20 protein-coding genes are annotated in these 17595 nt (G+C 44.4%); 12 read left to right on the forward strand and 8 right to left on the reverse strand.

All coding sequences use genetic code 11. The annotated features are described in order from the left end of the window. On the forward strand, nt 1–582 hold a 582-nt coding region (locus BFN00_RS11075), incomplete at its 5' end, for an FAD-dependent oxidoreductase (protein ID WP_171260797.1). A 250-nt stretch (nt 583–832) separates the two neighbouring features. Here BFN00_RS11075 and BFN00_RS11080 read toward each other — a convergent pair. The 3 genes from BFN00_RS11080 to BFN00_RS11090 all read right to left on the reverse strand — a co-directional run bounded on the left by BFN00_RS11080 (nt 833) and on the right by BFN00_RS11090 (nt 3043). Further along, nucleotides 833–1087: a YfhL family 4Fe-4S dicluster ferredoxin gene (locus BFN00_RS11080; RefSeq protein ID WP_071851677.1), complete on the reverse strand. Its 255-nt coding sequence runs from the start codon at nt 1085–1087 to the stop codon at nt 833–835. Between the two features lie 2 nt (nt 1088–1089). Then, nucleotides 1090–2499, reverse strand: a complete 1410-nt coding sequence (gene trhP, locus BFN00_RS11085; RefSeq protein WP_071851679.1) for a prephenate-dependent tRNA uridine(34) hydroxylase TrhP — start codon at nt 2497–2499, stop codon at nt 1090–1092. Between the two features lie 133 nt (nt 2500–2632). After that, nucleotides 2633–3043, reverse strand: coding sequence for a Cd(II)/Pb(II)-responsive transcriptional regulator (locus BFN00_RS11090; protein WP_044112990.1), 411 nt, complete (start codon nt 3041–3043; stop codon nt 2633–2635). Nucleotides 3044–3129: 86 nt separating this feature from the next. Here BFN00_RS11090 and BFN00_RS11095 point away from each other — a divergent pair, with 86 nt between their 5' ends. The 3 genes from BFN00_RS11095 (at nt 3130) to BFN00_RS11105 (ending at nt 4377) form a co-directional block, all read left to right on the forward strand. Then, on the forward strand, nt 3130–3753 hold the full coding sequence (locus tag BFN00_RS11095; RefSeq protein ID WP_071851681.1) for a cation efflux transmembrane domain-containing protein: 624 nt from the start codon (nt 3130–3132) through the stop codon (nt 3751–3753). Nucleotides 3754–3924: 171 nt separating this feature from the next. Next, on the forward strand, nt 3925–4176 hold the full coding sequence (locus BFN00_RS11100) for a hypothetical protein (protein WP_071851683.1): 252 nt from the start codon (nt 3925–3927) through the stop codon (nt 4174–4176). Between the two features lie 18 nt (nt 4177–4194). Next, nucleotides 4195–4377 (forward strand): YgdI/YgdR family lipoprotein, encoded by a 183-nt coding sequence (locus BFN00_RS11105; protein WP_004279008.1) that lies wholly within the window; start codon nt 4195–4197, stop codon nt 4375–4377. 64 nt (nt 4378–4441) lie between these two features. Here BFN00_RS11105 and BFN00_RS11110 read toward each other — a convergent pair whose 3' ends face one another. Next, nucleotides 4442–5221, reverse strand: coding sequence for a ferredoxin--NADP reductase (locus BFN00_RS11110; RefSeq protein WP_004279005.1), 780 nt, complete (start codon nt 5219–5221; stop codon nt 4442–4444). Between the two features lie 105 nt (nt 5222–5326). Here BFN00_RS11110 and tsaA point away from each other — a divergent pair, with 105 nt between their 5' ends. Continuing rightward, nucleotides 5327–6046: a tRNA (N6-threonylcarbamoyladenosine(37)-N6)-methyltransferase TrmO gene (tsaA, locus tag BFN00_RS11115; RefSeq protein WP_071851802.1), complete on the forward strand. Its 720-nt coding sequence runs from the start codon at nt 5327–5329 to the stop codon at nt 6044–6046. 1 nt (nt 6047) lies between these two features. Here the strand turns inward: tsaA and BFN00_RS11120 are convergent, their stop codons facing one another. Further along, nucleotides 6048–7298, reverse strand: coding sequence for an MgtC/SapB family protein (locus BFN00_RS11120; RefSeq protein ID WP_071851685.1), 1251 nt, complete (start codon nt 7296–7298; stop codon nt 6048–6050). Nucleotides 7299–7507: 209 nt separating this feature from the next. Here BFN00_RS11120 and tfpB point away from each other — a divergent pair, with 209 nt between their 5' ends. The 4 genes from tfpB (at nt 7508) to BFN00_RS11140 (ending at nt 11864) form a co-directional block, all read left to right on the forward strand. Further along, the gene (gene tfpB, locus BFN00_RS11125) at nt 7508–9265 is read left to right on the forward strand and encodes a type IV pilus assembly ATPase TfpB (protein ID WP_071851687.1); all 1758 of its coding nucleotides are present in this window, start codon (nt 7508–7510) and stop codon (nt 9263–9265) included. 93 nt (nt 9266–9358) lie between these two features. Next, nucleotides 9359–9724, forward strand: coding sequence for a NirD/YgiW/YdeI family stress tolerance protein (locus BFN00_RS11130; protein ID WP_004645581.1), 366 nt, complete (start codon nt 9359–9361; stop codon nt 9722–9724). A gap of 135 nt (nt 9725–9859) precedes the next feature. Beyond that, nucleotides 9860–10525, forward strand: coding sequence for a response regulator transcription factor (locus BFN00_RS11135; protein ID WP_004645580.1), 666 nt, complete (start codon nt 9860–9862; stop codon nt 10523–10525). Between the two features lie 4 nt (nt 10526–10529). Then, nucleotides 10530–11864 (forward strand): ATP-binding protein, encoded by a 1335-nt coding sequence (locus BFN00_RS11140; RefSeq protein ID WP_004645579.1) that lies wholly within the window; start codon nt 10530–10532, stop codon nt 11862–11864. Nucleotides 11865–11939: 75 nt separating this feature from the next. On the opposite strand, the gene hemP is transcribed toward BFN00_RS11140, so the two are convergent. Continuing rightward, nucleotides 11940–12110, reverse strand: a complete 171-nt coding sequence (hemP, locus tag BFN00_RS11145; protein ID WP_071851689.1) for a hemin uptake protein HemP — start codon at nt 12108–12110, stop codon at nt 11940–11942. 138 nt (nt 12111–12248) lie between these two features. On the opposite strand from hemP, the gene BFN00_RS11150 reads away from it, so the two are divergent. Beyond that, nucleotides 12249–13148 carry an NUDIX domain-containing protein gene (locus BFN00_RS11150; RefSeq protein WP_071851691.1) on the forward strand — a complete coding sequence of 300 codons (900 nt, stop codon included), beginning with the start codon at nt 12249–12251 and terminating at the stop codon, nt 13146–13148. A 58-nt stretch (nt 13149–13206) separates the two neighbouring features. Here BFN00_RS11150 and BFN00_RS11155 read toward each other — a convergent pair whose 3' ends face one another. Together BFN00_RS11155 and mrcB are read right to left on the reverse strand one after the other, a co-directional pair. Then, nucleotides 13207–13752 carry a hypothetical protein gene (locus tag BFN00_RS11155; protein ID WP_026055721.1) on the reverse strand — a complete coding sequence of 182 codons (546 nt, stop codon included), beginning with the start codon at nt 13750–13752 and terminating at the stop codon, nt 13207–13209. A gap of 20 nt (nt 13753–13772) precedes the next feature. Continuing rightward, nucleotides 13773–16163: a penicillin-binding protein 1B gene (mrcB, locus tag BFN00_RS11160; RefSeq protein WP_071851693.1), complete on the reverse strand. Its 2391-nt coding sequence runs from the start codon at nt 16161–16163 to the stop codon at nt 13773–13775. 191 nt (nt 16164–16354) lie between these two features. Between mrcB and BFN00_RS11165 the strand changes: the two genes are divergently transcribed. Continuing rightward, complete coding sequence (locus tag BFN00_RS11165) at nt 16355–17293, forward strand: NAD(+) kinase (protein WP_004645573.1); 939 nt, start codon at nt 16355–16357, stop codon at nt 17291–17293. A 3-nt stretch (nt 17294–17296) separates the two neighbouring features. Continuing rightward, nucleotides 17297–17569 (forward strand): YeaC family protein, encoded by a 273-nt coding sequence (locus BFN00_RS11170; protein ID WP_004278992.1) that lies wholly within the window; start codon nt 17297–17299, stop codon nt 17567–17569. Nucleotides 17570–17595 lie beyond the last annotated feature (26 nt).

Below are 17595 nucleotides of genomic sequence, written 5' to 3' on the forward strand. Positions count from 1 at the left end.
GACAGGGGTCGAGGTGAGCAGGAATGCAAAACTCGTTGTGTGGCCTACTGTCCGCACTGTGATGGCCCACTGTTTAAGGGTAAACGTGTCGCCGTGATTGGCGGTGGTAACTCGGGGGTGGAAGCTGCGATCGACCTGGCAGGGATTGTAGAGCATGTAACTTTGGTGGAATTTGATACTAAATTGCGTGCGGATCAGGTGCTGCAAGACAAACTGAACAGCTTGCCGAACACCACCGTGATCAAGAATGCCTTGTCGACTGAAGTGCTGGGTGACGGTTCACAGGTGACGGGTCTGAAATACAAAGACCGTGCCACAGATGAAGAGCATACAGTAGAACTTGCAGGGATCTTCGTGCAGATCGGTTTGTTGCCAAATACGGACTTCCTGAAAGAAACGGCTGTTGAATTAACTAACCGTGGCGAGATTGTGATTAACGACCGCAACGAAACCAATGTCAAAGGTGTGTTTGCGGCAGGTGACTGTACCACAGTGCCTTACAAGCAGATCATCATTGCGACCGGTGAAGGTGCCAAGGCGTCACTGTCTGCTTTTGATTACATCATCCGTTCAGGACAATAAAAAAATAGCACCTGGGTTCCCCAAAACCGAGGTGCTATATCTTATAAATACATTATTATCGCTTTATAGGAACTCAGGACGCTAACACCCGAGTTCCTTTTTTTATATTTATTATTGGAACAGCCAAAAGTGTCCCCACGCACTTTCAGCTGTTCCTTTCCTCTGCACAGTTTTTGTTTTCAACCCTTATTTTTATACTTTCCCCAAGGTTGTTTTTATATAAAGCAATGTTTATTCCATCGCTTCATTTTTAAGATTTAAATAAGTTCAAACCCTTAAATTTTTCCAGTAATTGTTCTTGTGTTTCCCCATACTCCGGATGTGGAACAATGCATTCAATCGGACAGACATCTACACAGGTCTGATGCTCATAAAAACCGACGCATTCTGTACAACGGTTCACATCAATTTCATAAACTTTCGCACCCTCATAAATCGCGTCATTCGGGCATTCCGGTAAACACATATCGCAATTGATGCATTTGTCGGTAATCAGCAGTGCCATACTTAACTCGCCTGATAAGCCAGTGAAGATGCCGAAATATCCGCAGTCGAGCTTGGCAGATTACGAATCAGCAGGGCATATTGCATATCAACATCTGCCGGAACTGGAATCTCAACGATATGACCTGAACCTTTGGCGTCTTCGATCAGATTACCTTTTTTGTCTTTCATTTCGGTTAAATTGAAAGTGATATTGCCTTTAGTCGTCATCAGTTCGAGTGAGTCACCGACGATAAAACGGTTTTTCACATCGATCTTGATGTAATCTCCATTGCGCTCCAGTACTTCACCGCAGAAAATTTGATGATCAAAACTGGAAGAACCATGTTCATAATTCTGATATTCACTATGCACATGGCGGCGTAGAAAACCTTCGGTATAACCACGATTCGCTAAGCCTTCCAATTGTGTCATCAGTGACGGATCAAAAGGTTTACCCGCAAGCGCATCATCAATCGCTTTACGGTAAATTTGAGCAGTACGGGCGCAATAGAAATAAGACTTGGTACGGCCTTCGATTTTCAGTGAATGCACACCCACTTTAGTTAAGCGCTCTATATGCTGGACTGCACGTAGATCTTTAGAATTCATGAAATAAGTGCCGTGTTCATCTTCTTCTGCGGCAAACATATCTTCATCATTCCGCTGCAATAGCACAGGCTCATCAAACTGATGTTGTTCTTGCATGTGCTTTTCATCAGCATCTTTAGAGCAGCAGCCTGAATCCAGATTTTTTACTGGAATGACATCACCGGTTTCATCTTCCTTGGCATCCAGAACTTTATATTCCCAGCGGCAGGCATTGGTGCAGGCACCCTGATTGGCATCACGTTTGTTCATATAGCCAGACAGCATGCAACGGCCAGAGTAGGCCATACACAATGCGCCATGAACAAAAACCTCAATCTCCATATCGGGCACTTGCTGTTTGATTTCTGCAATTTCTTCAATCGACAGTTCACGTGACAGAATGACACGGGTCAGCCCCATGTTTTTCCAGAATTTCACGGTTGCCCAGTTCACGGCATTGGCCTGAACCGACAGGTGAATATCCATCTTTGGAAAATGTTCACGCACCAGCATGATCAGACCTGGATCGGACATGATCAGCGCATCCGGCTGCATCGCGACAACAGGTTCCAAGTCACGAATAAAATTTTTCAGCTTGGAGTTATGAGGTTGGATATTGACCACCACATAGAATTTTTTGCCTAGTTCGTGTGCTTCTTTGATGCCAATCGCTAAATTGTCATGGTCAAATTCATTATTACGAACACGCAGACTATAGCGCGGCTGGCCGGCATAAACTGCATCTGCACCATAAGCAAAAGCATAGCGCATATTTTTGAGTGAGCCAGCTGGTGAGAGAAGTTCGGTAACGGTGGTAATGCTCATGATCAAATCGAAAGACATATAAAAAGTACGGCTTTATTCTAATCATCTGGAATTTGGATTCAACCTAGTAAATCACTCGGAAATACGCGATTTGGATGTAAAACAAGGTTCTTTTTTAAGTAGGGAATCCTCCATAAAATGTCTTCAATATTCAGTCATTTTCAGAGTTTTCAAGCGTTTTTAAAATCTGGCAATGATCAATGGTGGTCGGGGTATTGCAACTTTCTCTCAGTGTGATCAGTTGTCGTTCAAATATCTGTAATTCTTTAATTTTATTTGAAATATCCGAAAGATGTTGATCAATCAGCTGGTTGACGGCACAGCAGTCCTGTTCCGGATTTTGTTCAAGTTGAATCAGGGTTTCAATCTCTTTTAACGACATGTCCAAGGCCCGACAACGCTTGATAAAAAGCAGTCTTTTTAATGCGTCTTCACCATAATAACGATACTGATTACTTGCTCGAAAATTCGGCTGAATAAAGCCTTTTTTCTCATAAAAACGTAGGGTATCAGTGCTTAGACCAGTCTTTTTGGCCATTTCTGAAATCAAATAAACTGACATATCGCCCTCATGCTTGACCTTGGAGTTAGTCCATAGTTTCTAATCAATTTATCGTGTTTTAGATAAAAAATCATCGGGGGAGTTATATGGCCTGTAGTTGTAGTCCTGAACCGGCACCCATCAAGCCCAACAGCAAATTTAGAACAGCGCTATGGATTGCCTTGCTGGTAAACTTCACTTTATTTGTAGTGGAGTTGATCGGCGGTGCATATGCACATTCATCGGCCTTGTGGGCAGATGCGCTAGATTTCTTTGGTGATGCCGTCAATTACGGAATTTCTTTGGCTGTACTAGGTGCGAGCCTCTATTGGCGGGCAACAGTCGCTTTGGTGAAGGGGATGACCATGGCATTGTTTGGTCTGGTAGTGATTGGCAAAGTGATTTATGCCTATCTGCAAGGTATTCCACCTGAAGCACTGACAATGGGCCTGATTGGTGTGCTGGCCTTAGTAGCGAATGTATTTACAGCAGCAATTCTTTATGCTTTTCGTGAAGGTGATTCCAATATGCGGTCGGTCTGGCTCTGTAGTCGCAATGATGCAATTGGCAACTTTGCGGTCATTTTGGCAGCCGTAGGCGTATTTGGTACAGGCAGTCTTTGGCCGGATATTATTGTGGCTGTAATTATCGCTACACTCGGCATCACATCAGGTTATCAAGTGATTAAGCAGTCTCTGGAAGAAAGATCACTTAAACATAAATCCAGCTAATTTTTATATTTAAAGCTGTCCTGCAGGGCAGCTTTTTATTTATTTCCATTTTTATAATATTTGAAAAATAAAGCTTTACAAATAAACAAATTAAATTAGAATCTCTGGCGAAATTCAGAAAATATAAATAAATTTTAATAATTTAGTTTTTTGCATCGTGCGAGGGTTAATGTGAATTTAATTAAAATTTTTTCAATATTGGCAATATCGGGGCTAGCCGCTTGTAGTTCCAAAGTCGTGACTTATGATGCAACAGGAAAAATCATCGGTTCATGTATGGCGACGCGTGGCCTACTTTCGACCGCAAGTGCACATTGTAGTGGTTCAGGCGATGCCTTGGGTGTGAATTATAATACGCCAAATGCTGCTACGGGCCTGTTACCAACGCCACCAAGCCAAAATCAGATTAATTTAAAACCGTAAATAATAAAGGGGAATATCATGAAATTATCAGCACTTATTGCACTTGTAGCGACTGTTGTATTGACGGGCTGTGCATCGTCAGTAACTACATTTGACTCTCATGGCCGTATGATTGGTTCATGTAAAGCGCAAACGGGTTTCATCATTGCAGGTGGCGCAGGCTGTTCAGGTTCTGCAAACCAGGAAGGTCGCGATCGTTAATTATTTAGTGATGGTTCCAATAAAAAACCGGACTTAAAAGTCCGGTTTTTTAGTTTAGCAAATCTTATTTTTCTACGAATGCACGTTCAATCACGTAGTCACCTAGAACGCCCATTTTTGGAGATTCTTTCAGACCGTGTTGATCAAGAAGCGCAGCAACGTCATCTAGGAATGCCGGGCTACCACATAACATGGCACGGTCAGTTTCCGGGTTGAAACGTGGCAGACCGATTTTTTCAAACAGTTCGCCGGTTTCAATCGCGGTGGTTACACGACCTTGGTTTGGATATTCTTCACGGGTGACGGTTGGATAATATACCAATTTTTCTTTCGCGCCGAGTTCAGAGAAGAATTCATGATTTGGCACTTCATTCAGGATCAAATCTTGATAAGCCAGTTCTGAAATGAAACGGGTACCGTGAACCACGATAATCTTTTCAAAACGCTCATAAGTTTCAGGATCGCGAATAGTCGACAGGAAGGGTGCAAGACCAGTACCAGAAGAAAGAAGATAAAGATTTTTACCTGGGTTCAAGTCATCCAGTACCAGTGTACCTGTTGGCTTTTTAGAAACCAAAATGTCATCGCCGACTTTGACTTTCTGTAAAATCGAAGTCAGTGGACCATCAGGCACTTTAATTGAGAAAAATTCTAACTCTTCTTCGTAGTTGGCGCTTGCAATTGAATATGCGCGCATTAACGGCTTGCCATTGACTTCAAGGCCGATCATTACAAACTGACCGTTTTTAAAACGCAAAGCAGTGTCACGAGTCGTTTTAAAAGAGAATAAAGTATCATTCCAGTGGTGGACGTGAGTAATCTTTTCGACGTTAAAAGCAGCCATTAAAGGTCTCAATAAATTATCAAATTAGAACAGCTTGCTATTCTAATCTAAATTCATTCTCGATAAACTGAATATATTTAATTGAGCTTATCAAAAAAAGTGATGATGACTGAACTGACGCTGCCGATTATTGGTTATATGCGTTCTCCCTATAAAGAAAAATTTGGTATTCCTCGTCAGCCGAATCTGGTTCAGGTCGAAAGCTATATTGAAATGGTCGGGCCCTATAATGACCTGCTCGCCTTTGAGGGAATTGAAGAATTCAGTCATTTGTGGCTGGTCTGGCAATTTCATGACAATAAAAACCAGCACAACAGCCAGTTTCGTCCACAAGTGCGTCCGCCGCGTTTGGGTGGTAACAAGAAAATAGGCGTGTTTGCTACGCGCAGCATGTATCGTCCATCACCGATTGGTTTATCTGTGGTCAAACTCAAAGAAGTGAGAAAAGTGGGCAAACATGTTCGAGTGTATGTGACAGGGAGTGACTTGCTCGATGGCACGCCAATTATGGATATCAAACCTTATATTCAATATTCGGATGCCATCATTGAAGCACAAAGCGGTTATGCACAGGATGAACCACCACGTAAAACCGTCATTTGGAGCGATGAAGCGGAGCAGCAAAAGCAACAATTACTAGGAAATGGAAAAATTTCTGTGCAGACGATTCAGGAACTGGAAGCTGTCTTATCTTTAGATCCAAGACCTGCATATCAGGAAGATGAAGAACGGGTATATGGGATGAAGTTTGCAAATGTTGATATCCATTTCAAAATTCATGCTCAGCAAGTGCTAACTGTTGCTATCCAGCATATTCCTTCCTAGATTATAGGTTCCACCACAAAACCCCAATCAACACCGCCATATGTAAAATCTGCACCGGTGCAAAATAAAGTACAAACTTCCAGCCACCGGTCAAAGCGGCATTGGCTGATTTGGCCAGGGCATGAGCACCCAGACCTAAAAGCAGGGCATAAATCAGACGCATATTGGAGGGATCACCTTGAACGACGACACTCGCCATCGCGGCATGAATCTCGAACAGAGAGGCGAGTAAGGTCCCGGCCAGTAAGCCGGCATCCCCGAGCCAGACCTCCAGTCCGTAAACTCCAGCCTGAATCAATGTTAATGTGACTGCAATAATCACAGCTTCTTTTAAGCTAAACATCTGGCTGTCTGATGATTCCATGCTCGGCGCAGGTTTTGCCTTGCGCAATAATAAAAATGCACAGGCTGCCAGAAGGATTACGGCAACTAAAGAGGGCAAAAGCAGGATTTTCAGCCAGTTCCATGATACCCCTCCAACCACAATCAATAGCAGTACAATGGTCGAGATACAGGACATCAGCGCGGCACCGGCATTCGATCGTGCATCCATTTCACCTTTACGGACCTGTAAACCTAACTGAGCGATGGTCGCCGTACTGGAAACAAAACCGGAAGCAATGGAGGACAGCATCAGGGCATTTTTAGTCGAAAAAAAGCGTTTCGCAATATGCGCCAGAGCTTGTACCACTAAAATTAAGGTCAGTAATTTTAAGATAATATAAGGGTTAAGCACTTCTCCCCAAAAAGGGCGATCAGGGGTCAGCGGCAAGCCAATCAAAATCAAGGCCAGTAATAATAGTCCATCCCTGAATTCGGCTTCTTTAATCCATTTTCCGGCAATATTGTGCATGGTATGTTTGGCCATCAAAATACCGGTTAAGAGCACAGAAAGACCGGCTGCCAGAGGAATATTCCATAAACACATGGCGCCAATAAAATAGGTCATCACAAATGCAAGCTCTGTGGTAATGCCCGGATCATCTGGTTGATTTTTGATAGATAAAATGACCATGCCACCCACGATCAAAGCACCTATTACAGCAATCACGATTCCAAACAGGAAACACAGTGCACCCAATAAAGCACAGATTGCAAAGGAACGTAAGCCGGCAAAACTCGGTTGCTGTTCGCGTTGCTTATGCCGTTCCCGCTCCAGACCAATCAATAGGCCGCAGCCTAATGCCGAGGTGAGTATCGTGAGCAGTTCATGAAAAGAATGCGCATGCAGGGGAACCGCAGTCAAATCCATCTGTGACCTCAGCAAGCTAAGAGTTGATTATTTAAAAATATATGCGACGAGATAGAGTTTGCATAGATCAAAAATGTTGCGGTAGTAATCAAATCCATTATTTACTTTCTTTTTGAGATTGAAATAGAAACGTACATTCAACAGGTGGGGAGCATGCGAAAAACTGCAAAAACTTGTTATAGTGGAGGCAAGTTTGGGGACTGATAATAATGAAATTTGACTTTGAAATTGATACGGCATGGTGTCTAGACCAACTCTTTAAAGACGGTAAAATCAGTGAACGCGACCGGATGCTGGTACAAACCACTCATCGGCAACGTGAACACCTAAAATGGCACCCTTTACAGTGGATTGCTAATTTTAATCTGGTCGATCAGTCCCATCCTCAAACAACACTGACTCTGAACCGTTTATGTCAGTGGCTGGCAGAAAAAACCGGATTGATGTTCTATATCATTGATCCGCTTAAAGCTGATGTACAGGCATTGACCCATGTCATGTCGCAAGAATATGCATTACGCAACCGTATTCTGGCGGTAGAAATTCAGGCAGACAAAGTTCTGATTGCTACAGATCAGCCTTATAAAACTGAATGGATGTCGAATCTCGAGCAGAATATTGTACCAAAAAAAATACAACGGGTATTACTGAATCCAGAACAATTACAACGTTATATTACTGAATACTATCAAGTCAGTCGTGCAGTTACTGGTTCACAAAAATCGTCTGCCTATGACCGGGAAAATAAGGGCGTCGAAGCCTTGCTGCAACTGGGCGATTCCCAGAATCCGGATGCCAATGACCAGCATATTGTCAAACTGGTGGACTGGGTGCTGCAATTTGCCTTTGAACAAGGTGCCAGTGATATTCACATGGAACCACGTAAAGACACCGGCAAGATCCGTTTCCGGATTGATGGGGTGCTGCATACGATTTACAATATGCCGGCCAATACATTGACCGCCGTCATTTCCCGAATCAAGATTCTGGGCCGAATGAACGTGGCGGAAAAACGTAAGCCACAGGATGGCCGACTGAAAACCCGCACGCCCAAAGGACAGGAAACTGAACTGCGCCTGTCGACCTTACCGACAGCTTTTGGTGAAAAACTGGTAATGCGTATTTTCGATCCGGAAGTGCTGGTGAGAAGTTTTCAGCAACTCGGTTTTGAAGGTCATCTGCTGAATGACTGGAACAATCTGACCAGTCATAGTCATGGCATTATTCTGGTGACCGGTCCGACCGGTTCCGGTAAAACTACTACGCTTTATTCAACTCTGAAGCAGCTGGCGACTGAACAGGTCAACGTCTGCACGATTGAAGATCCGATCGAGATGCTGGAACCTAGCTTTAACCAGATGCAGGTCAATAATGGTATTGATCTCGGTTTTGCTGACGGCGTGCGAGCACTAATGCGTCAGGACCCGGACATTATCATGGTTGGAGAAATTCGTGATCAGGACACTGCCAATATGGCGATTCAGGCAGCATTGACCGGTCACCTGGTTCTATCGACTTTACATACCAATGATGCGCCGTCGAGTCTGACCCGTCTGCATGATCTGGGCGTACAGCCATTTTTGACAGCAGCAACCATCTTGGGTGTTCTGGCTCAACGTCTGGTTCGTAAGCTGTGTCCGCACTGCAAACAGGAAAGTTTCCTGAACGAGCAGGAGTGGCAGCATCTGGCAGCCGATTATCCTTTGCCGCGACCGGAATTTGTCTTTAAGGCGGTAGGCTGTGAAGAATGCCGGCATACCGGCTATAAAGGCCGTATCGGGATTTATGAGTTTATGCCACTGAGTCTGACCACCAAACAGTTGATTGGTGCGGATGCTAACCTGAACCAGCTGCGTCAGCAGGCGAAAAAAGAAGGCGTAGAGCCGCTCAGAATTGCCGGGGCGCGCAAGATTCTGGAAGGTGTGACCACGCTTGAAGAAGTCCTGAGAGTGGTGCCCTTAAATTAATTTTGAAAATGAAGCAATCTTAAGATTCAATTCATCTTTGGCTGTTTTAATAGCATCATCGAAACAAGGCAAGACTTTAAAGAGGTAACTGCGATGAAAATGATGATAAATACGGTTTTGGCAGCTGCATTGATGGGTTCTATCGCGACAGCTACGATAGCAAGTAGTGACACGGCTGTGAATCAGGCCGCTTTTGCTAAATCGACTACAGTCAAACAGGCACTGGCCATGAAAGATGACAGCAAAGTTCAGCTCAAAGGTTATGTCGTGAAAGCAGTCGGTGATGAAAAATACCAGTTCCGCGACAGTACAGGCACCATTACGGTTGAGATTGATGACGAACTTTGGCAAGGCAAACCGATTTCAGCCAAAACACCGGTAATCATCACAGGTGAAATCGACATTGATTATAAACCGGCAAAACGTGTTGAAATTGAGGTTGATCAGGTTCGCTTCTAATATCGCCTCATTTGCTGAAATCAGTTTGAACATAGCAACAAAAAACCACATGCAAGTTACCAAAAAGCATGTGGTTTTTTTGAGTCTGCTGCTTTTTCAGGGCAAGATAGAACAAGGAAGCAAACGGAGCAGAATATGCGTATTCTTTTGGCAGAAGATGATCAGTCTCAGGCAGACAGTATCCAGACTTGGCTGGAAATGGATGGTTATGTGATTGATCGGGTAGAGCGTGGTGATCATGCGATCCTAGCGATTGAGCAGCATAAATATGACTGTATTCTGCTGGATCGTGGCCTGCCGAATGCCACTGGAGATGACATTCTGAAAATTTTGCGCAGCCAACATCAAGATACGCCGGTGATTTTTATTACGGCCAAAGACAGTATTGATGACCGGGTTGAAGGTCTGGATTTAGGCGCGAATGATTATCTGGTCAAACCTTTTAGTCTGGAAGAACTTTCGGCCCGAGTTCGTGCCCAACTCAGACAGAAACAGCAAACACCGAATCATATCCTGCAATGGCAGGATCTCAGTCTGGACACTCAAGCCAAGACCCTAACTAAAGAAGGTCAAGCTGTGAATCTGACTGCGAAGGAATTTCAAATTCTATACAAGCTGATGCAGCAGCCTGAACATATTGTCACCCGTGAACAGCTAGAAGAATCGCTGTACGCTTGGGGTGATGAAATTGAAAGTAATGCCATTGAAGTATTTATCTATCAGCTGCGTAAAAAAATCGGCAGCCAGATGATCAAGACTATTCGCGGTCTGGGCTATCGCATGCATAAGGCTGAGGCTTAACCCCATGTCGGCTGCTATTTCCCTGCAAACCCGGCTAATTAAACATGCGCTGTTCAGTTCCATCTTGGCCGGAATATTGGCCTGGCTGCTGTTATTGGGAATTTCCAGTTATCAGGCCAGTCAGCTGCATGATGAATTAATGCAGCAGATTTCTGAGTTGCTGCTTGGCGATGTCACCCAGGCCAAAGGCACCCAGGTGGATGAGCTCAGTGAACAGTTTGATATCCAGTATGCCTTGTTGCTGGATCAGCAGGTACTGACAACTTCGATTGATGATGAATTAATTAATACCATTCCAAAAGCACGGAACAACGGCTTCCAGTTTGCTTATGAGAATGGTCGTTTTATCCGGATACTGACTGCGGAAGATGACGACCTTCAGGTCAAAATCGTACAGCCACTTTCAGTACGTTTCGATGAACTCTGGCAAACTACTTTGGGCTTTGCCGGGATCTTATTCACTTTATGGCTAGTGCAATGGCTGATTCTAAGGGTCTCGGTCAAACGCCAGTTACGGCCATTAAACAAGATTTCGCGTGCCATTGGTTCCAAGACTGCTCAGGATCTGAGTCCTATTAAAACACCTGACCCTGAAATCACTGAACTGCAACCGATCATTCGTCAGCTGAATGCCATGCTCGGCCGGCTGGAGAAATCACTGGCTGCTGAACAGCGTTTTACTGCAGATGCTTCACATGAGCTGCGTTCGCCACTGTCTGCGATTCAAATGCGTCTACAGGTTTTAAAACGCAAATATCAAGATGATGCACAGCTCCCTCAGGCATTACAGTTGATCCAAAATGATGTCAACCGCGGCACGCAGGTACTGGAAAATTTACTTTTACTGGCACGACTCGATCCGGAGCGAACAGGGCAATTAGCAACGCAAACGATTAATCTTAAGAATCTGGTTCAGGAGGCTTTGCAGGCCTTGCAGCCTTTTGCAGAAGAAAAAGACATTCATTGGAATCTAAAACTTGAGGATGCTGTGATCGAAGCGAATCCAGAACTGATTTTTAGTTGTATTCGCAATCTGGTCGACAATGCGATCCGTTATACGCCGCAACAGGGACAGGTCGAGATCCGAACAGTTATTGAGCAGCATCAGATACAGTTACTGATTGAAAACTCAGGAGAGGGGATTGCTGATGAGGTACTGGAACGTTTAGGTGAACGTTTTTATCGGGCTTTGGGTACGCGAACTCAGGGTTCAGGTCTAGGTCTGTCCATTTGCCAGAAAATTATGGCACTGCATGCAGCTAAAATTGACTATGCGCCGTCGGACTTGGGTGGACTTAAAGTGTCATTGAGTTTTGAGCCTGATGGCAAAATCTCATGATTAGAAGATTAAAAAGCAGTATGCGCTGATTCATACTGCTGCTTCCCACGTTTGTTATTATTAGAACTGATTTAATTATTTGGTCAGAATAAGACGGTTATTGCGGGTCAGACGCAAGCGGTATTCTTCGCCGGCATGCATGATCCGGATTTCACGACCCAGTGCAAACAGATTGTTGGAGTACAGCATTGGCAAGGCATGGTGAGTATCATTGTTACGGGTGAATAGGCTAAATGGGGCGTTCATTCCGTCGACTCCGTGGTGTGTTTTGGATTGATTTAAATGATAATCATTATCGAATAGATCTGTCAACGAAATATTGAGCAATTTATAAAAAACTCTAATTTGCTTACAATCTGTAAAACTTTAACGGTTCTGTACATCATGACTAAAGCTACGATTCATGTCGCAATTGCGCTTTTATTTTATCAAAATCAGGTTCTCGTCGGCTGGCGTGAGGCCAAGCAGCATCAGGGCAATAAATATGAATTTCCAGGCGGAAAAGTTGAACAGGGCGAATTACCAGTCGAGGCATGTCGCCGCGAAGTGATGGAAGAGGTCGGCGTTGATATCGAATGCTGGCATGCCTCTGATTTTATCTCCCATGAATATGAAGATCTCATTGTCAATTTGCATATTTTCCATGCTTCAGTACAGCCTGCTCAACTGGCTGAAATCAAACAGCCCTGGCGCTGGTACAGTCGGGAAGAACTTGGACAGCTGAATTTTCCGAAAGCCAATCAGTCCATGATCCAAAAGCTGCAATGGCCGCAGCGCATCAAGATAGCTGAAGATCTGGATATTTTATCAAGTCTGGATACAGATCAAATGTTGTATTGGCGCGTGGAAGCAACGCCTGAATGGATCATGCAATTACAGCAATATCCGGTAGATCAACTCTCCAAGTTAATCATTAATCAGCAGCTTTGGTCACAACTGAATGAATTGCAGCAGCAGACGATTTGCACGATTCATCTAAAACAGAATCAACTGATGAACTCGAAACAAAGTGAATTGAAATCTGGCTATCGTTATCTAGCGGCTTGTCATGACCTGACCGCTTTAATGCATGCAGAACAGATCGGCTGTGAAGCGGCTTTACTGAGTCCGGTACTAGCGACCGCAACGCATCCGGACACACCTGCGCTAGGCTGGGAGCAATTCAAGCAAATGGCAGAGCAGGTACAGATTCCGGTTTTTGCTTTGGGCGGAATGAAAGCTGAAGAACTCGATTATGCAAAAAGCCAGCATGCTTATGGCATTGCCGGCATTCGCTATATTTAAACACTTTATTTAGAAAATAAACTTTCTATTGGTAAGTCAGTTTCTATAGAAAATTATCTTAAAGCTTTTTCAGTGCCTGTTGAGCTTGCTGAATCGCTTTGGCATTTTTCCGCAACTGAGCAGATTTAAGGCGCACTTGCCAAAGCTGCTTTTTCATGACACTAGATTGTGCATAACTCAGGCCACGTAAGGCAAAAGCATCGGCGCTTGCTGGCTGATTTTTACGGTTGGCGATCATGCCCAAGTATAAATAGGTTTCTGGTGCCTGAGGGGCCAGTCGCTGTGCCTGAGTTGCAGCAGCTTCAGCTTGAGCAAATTGCTGCTTGGTATAGGCCTGCTGGGTTTGCTGCATCAGACTCTTGAAGGCCGGCAGATTACGTCCATCATCAAACTTTTGGCTTTTCGGCTTCTGTTCAGGAATGACAATTTTCTGACGTTTGATGTCAGGACGGTCATAAGGCGTAATCACAACGCCGTCTGGTGTTTTTGCCTTAGGTTTTTCCGTCGCAGGCTTGGCAGGGCTAACTGGCTTTTCTGGCTCAGAGATACTTTGGCAGCCCACCAGACTGAGGATGAGCAAACCAGGGAGGATTTTTCTTAACATAAACATAAACATAAACTCAATTAATGGCTATAACTTCCACTGGCGATAATACGGGTTTCGCTCTCAAGATCGCGTTCTATTTCTGTTTCACTTTCTTGTATGTAGCGACTCATATCATCCTGTTCAGCATCAGATGGCGCAGGTTCTGAATCAATATCATAAGGTTCCGTCGCATAGTGCGAGATGCCGCAGGCAGTCGCCTGATTTGGCAGGGCATGACGCGAAATCGGGATATACATGGCGCCTTCACAGCCTTGTGCAGACAATAAACCAGTATAACGATCCAGCCAATGCCATTCGATTTCATTCGGCTGTGGCAGATTCACCGGTTTCTGGCGCAACTGTTTCATGACATTGGTCCAAACGGGCAGGGCACCTGAAGAACCGGTTAAGCCAGTGACTTTGTTGTCATCCAGACCGAGCCAAACCACGGTCATATAATTACCTGAGTATCCGGCAAACCATGAGTCACGGCTGTCATTCGTAGTACCGGACTTACCAGCAAGATTCAGACTGCGTGGTAAGCTGTTATAGGCTGCACGACCTGTACCATTCGACATGACCTGTTGTAAGCCATAATTCAGGGCATAAGCAGAAGCTGGATCAATGGTCGGTTGTACACTCAGGCTATAACGATCCAGAGAGCGGCCGTTGGCATCCACCACAGAGCGGATGGCTTTGGTTGGGTATTTAAAGCCGCCTGTAGCAAAGTTGCCGTAAATATTCATCACTTCCATCGGGGACATATCTACCGCACCCAAGTAAATCGATGGATAAGATGGAATATCTGAGGTCACACCAAATTTTTTCAGATGATTAATAAAGGTGGACAGACCAAATTCTTGTGCTAAACGCACAGTGGACAGGTTATAAGATTGCGATAAGGCTTGTGACATTGGAATGACACCATGTCCGCGACCACTATAGTTTTTCGGCGTCCAGGTTTTGCCATCACTCTTGATGCTGATTTCACTGTCTTCAATTGGGCTTGCCCAGTGATAACGGTTCGATTCCAGGGCACTCAGGTAGATCACCGGTTTTAGCAGGGAACCGACTTGACGCTTGGCATCGACTGCACGGTTAAAGCCGGTAAAATCTTGAGTCGAACCCACCGCGGCCACCAGCTCACCATTTTCCGGATGCGATACCAATACTGCGCCCTGTAAATCTTTCAGGCGACCTGGATTGGATTTACTTAAACGCGCCACCGTCTCTTTAAAGCTGTCCTGAATTCTGGTTTGGGCTAAAGGATCTAAAGTGGTGAAAATTCGCAGACCCTGATTGGTCAGATCGGTTTCCTGATAATCTGTGCGTAATTGACGACGTACGATATCCAGAAAATCCGGGAAGCGGGCAGGGCCTAAAGTCGGTTTGGAAATGACATTTAACGGACGTGCGGTTTCTTTTTCATATTGTTCCTGAGTCAGATAGCCCATCACCAGCATATTATTCAGAACGATATCACGACGTTTTTTCGCACTTTCAGGATTGCGCCATGGATTATATAGGCTTGGACCTTGGACTAAACCCACCAGAAATGCTTGCTGGGAAATATTCAGTTCACGCAGTGGCAGGCCAAAATAAAACTGCGATGCCAGACCATAACCATTAATGGAGTAGTTACCATTCTGGCCCAGATTTACCTCATTCAGATAAGCTTCCAGAATTTCATTTTTGTCATAATGCAATTCAATCAGCATCGCCATAAAGGCTTCATTCACTTTACGTTTTAAAGTGCGCTCAGGGGTCAAATAGAAATTTTTAACCAATTGCTGGGTCAAGGTTGAACCACCCTGACGTTTACCACCGGTAATATTGCTGACCACGGCACGTGCAATACCACGCGGTGAAACCCCATGATGCTCATAGAACTTACGATCTTCGGTCGCGATCAGCGCTTCGATCAAGGGCTTAGGCACTTTATTTAGCTTAATCAGCACACGGTCTTCGTTATGTTGCGGATAAATCCCGCCTATTAATAAAGGTTCTAAACGCGCAATCCCGCTTGAAGAGGGTTTGGTCGCGCTGACTTCTGCAATCTGTTCACCGCTGAAACTGACTTTCAATATTTGTTCCGGTTCAACCCGGTCACCAAAATCAAAGCCGCGTGTATGCACATACAGGGTATTGCCAGTGCTGACAAAGTTGCCTGATTTAGTATAACTATCCGAATTTTTATAACCGAGTAATTTTAATTCTTGTTGGAAATCCTGCAGGCTGACTGGGGCATTCACGTACACTTCCATCGGACGTGCGAAGACCTTGGCCGGAATATCCCAGCGCTGACCTTCAAACTTGTCGCGTACAATATTGTCTAATCTAATCAAATAGATACTAAATGCTACAAAGATAGAAATGACAATAATAGAAAAAATTAAGGCAAGAAACCCCATGCCACGTTCAGATTTCATAAATACTTATAAGATCCTGTGAAATTGTGCTAATCATGCGAAGCTTTTCATTATTTTGCAATATTTAATCAAGAAATGCGCTTAAAATTAAAATGAAACCCCACAATTTCTCCTTAATTCGAATATATTTCAAATAATTTCCTACCTATGAAGCACTGTTATAAATTGTCATCCAGGTATAGCTTAATGTTATGATAAGCAGGATTCGTAGCGGAGCGACGACACTGGTGCAAATTTCCCATAAGACCTTTCGAAATATCGGGTTAATAGGACGTCCTGATAAATCGTCGGTGGTTGAAACCTTATGCCTTATTCACGATCATCTTCTCAATTTAGGCCTACACCCAGTTTTTGATGCAGCGACAGCTGAACTTGTTCCCTATCAAAATACCCAAACCGTCAGTCGTGCCTTATTGGGTGAGGTGGTGGATCTGGTGATTGTCGTGGGCGGTGACGGCTCGCTATTACATGCAGCACGCGCCTTGGTCAAGTACAATACCCCGGTGATCGGGGTTAACCGTGGTCGTCTGGGTTTTTTAACGGATATCAAGCCGACTGAAGTGATATTCAAGCTGGATCAGGTATTAAAGGGTGACTTTCAGACTGAGCGACGCTTTTTACTCGAAGTCGAAATTCGCTCCAAAGGTGAAGTGATTTACGATGCCATTGCTCTAAATGATGTGGTGCTACATTCAGGGAAATCGGTACATATGATCGATTTTGAACTGAATATTGATGGACAATATGTCTATCGTCAGCACAGCGATGGCCTGATAGTCTCTACGCCGACTGGTTCTACGGCTTATGCGCTTTCTGGTGGTGGCCCGATTGTACATCCAAGTATGGATGCGATTGCCTTGGTACCGATGCATCCGCATACCTTGTCTTCACGCCCGATTGTGGTCGGTGGACATAGTGAAATTAAATTACTGATTCGTGAAAATCGCGTACTGCCGATGGTTAGTGCGGATGGACAACACAGTGTGTCTTTGAATGTGGGTGATAGCGTCCATATTCGCAAGCATCCCTTTAAACTGAATCTTCTGCATCCACCGGGTTATGACTTTTATAATGCCTGTCGAACCAAACTGGGGTGGAATCAGGACTTTGATTATTTTAAGCAGGATTAAATCATGAATATTGAACAAATGCTTGCCGTACTCAATCCTGAGATTGTTGAACGCCTAAGAACAGCAGTCGAAATTGGAAAGTGGCCAAACGGTGTAGCCTTGACACCAGAACAACGTCAGACCTGTATGCAGGCAGTGTATGCCTGGGAAATGAAAAACCTGCCTGAAAATGAGCGCAGCGGTTATATCGATCGCGGTACTAAAGAAGAGGGTGAAGAGTGTGATGATGATCATCACAAGAATGAACCTGAATTCAAGCCGATTCGTTTTGTTTAAGGCTTAATTCCCAGCCAATAGCAATA

Source organism: Acinetobacter sp. AR2-3, from assembly GCF_001878775.1.
Classification (GTDB): Bacteria; Pseudomonadota; Gammaproteobacteria; order Pseudomonadales; family Moraxellaceae; genus Acinetobacter; species Acinetobacter lwoffii_D.

Bases quoted from the DNA above. Each gene is read 5' to 3' on its own strand.
- BFN00_RS11080 (WP_071851677.1), bottom strand. From the start codon at position 1,087: ATGGCACTGCTGATTACCGACAAATGCATCAATTGCGATATGTGTTTA.
- trhP (WP_071851679.1), bottom strand. From the start codon at position 2,499: ATGTCTTTCGATTTGATCATGAGCATTACCACCGTTACCGAACTTCTC.
- BFN00_RS11090 (WP_044112990.1), bottom strand. From the start codon at position 3,043: ATGTCAGTTTATTTGATTTCAGAAATGGCCAAAAAGACTGGTCTAAGC.
- BFN00_RS11095 (WP_071851681.1), top strand. From the start codon at position 3,130: ATGGCCTGTAGTTGTAGTCCTGAACCGGCACCCATCAAGCCCAACAGC.
- BFN00_RS11105 (WP_004279008.1), top strand. From the start codon at position 4,195: ATGAAATTATCAGCACTTATTGCACTTGTAGCGACTGTTGTATTGACG.
- BFN00_RS11110 (WP_004279005.1), bottom strand. From the start codon at position 5,221: ATGGCTGCTTTTAACGTCGAAAAGATTACTCACGTCCACCACTGGAAT.
- tsaA (WP_071851802.1), top strand. From the start codon at position 5,327: ATGACTGAACTGACGCTGCCGATTATTGGTTATATGCGTTCTCCCTAT.
- BFN00_RS11120 (WP_071851685.1), bottom strand. From the start codon at position 7,298: ATGGATTTGACTGCGGTTCCCCTGCATGCGCATTCTTTTCATGAACTG.
- tfpB (WP_071851687.1), top strand. From the start codon at position 7,508: ATGAAATTTGACTTTGAAATTGATACGGCATGGTGTCTAGACCAACTC.
- BFN00_RS11130 (WP_004645581.1), top strand. From the start codon at position 9,359: ATGAAAATGATGATAAATACGGTTTTGGCAGCTGCATTGATGGGTTCT.
- BFN00_RS11135 (WP_004645580.1), top strand. From the start codon at position 9,860: ATGCGTATTCTTTTGGCAGAAGATGATCAGTCTCAGGCAGACAGTATC.
- BFN00_RS11140 (WP_004645579.1), top strand. From the start codon at position 10,530: ATGTCGGCTGCTATTTCCCTGCAAACCCGGCTAATTAAACATGCGCTG.
- hemP (WP_071851689.1), bottom strand. From the start codon at position 12,110: ATGAACGCCCCATTTAGCCTATTCACCCGTAACAATGATACTCACCAT.
- BFN00_RS11150 (WP_071851691.1), top strand. From the start codon at position 12,249: ATGACTAAAGCTACGATTCATGTCGCAATTGCGCTTTTATTTTATCAA.
- BFN00_RS11155 (WP_026055721.1), bottom strand. From the start codon at position 13,752: ATGTTAAGAAAAATCCTCCCTGGTTTGCTCATCCTCAGTCTGGTGGGC.
- mrcB (WP_071851693.1), bottom strand. From the start codon at position 16,163: ATGAAATCTGAACGTGGCATGGGGTTTCTTGCCTTAATTTTTTCTATT.
- BFN00_RS11165 (WP_004645573.1), top strand. From the start codon at position 16,355: ATGATAAGCAGGATTCGTAGCGGAGCGACGACACTGGTGCAAATTTCC.
- BFN00_RS11170 (WP_004278992.1), top strand. From the start codon at position 17,297: ATGAATATTGAACAAATGCTTGCCGTACTCAATCCTGAGATTGTTGAA.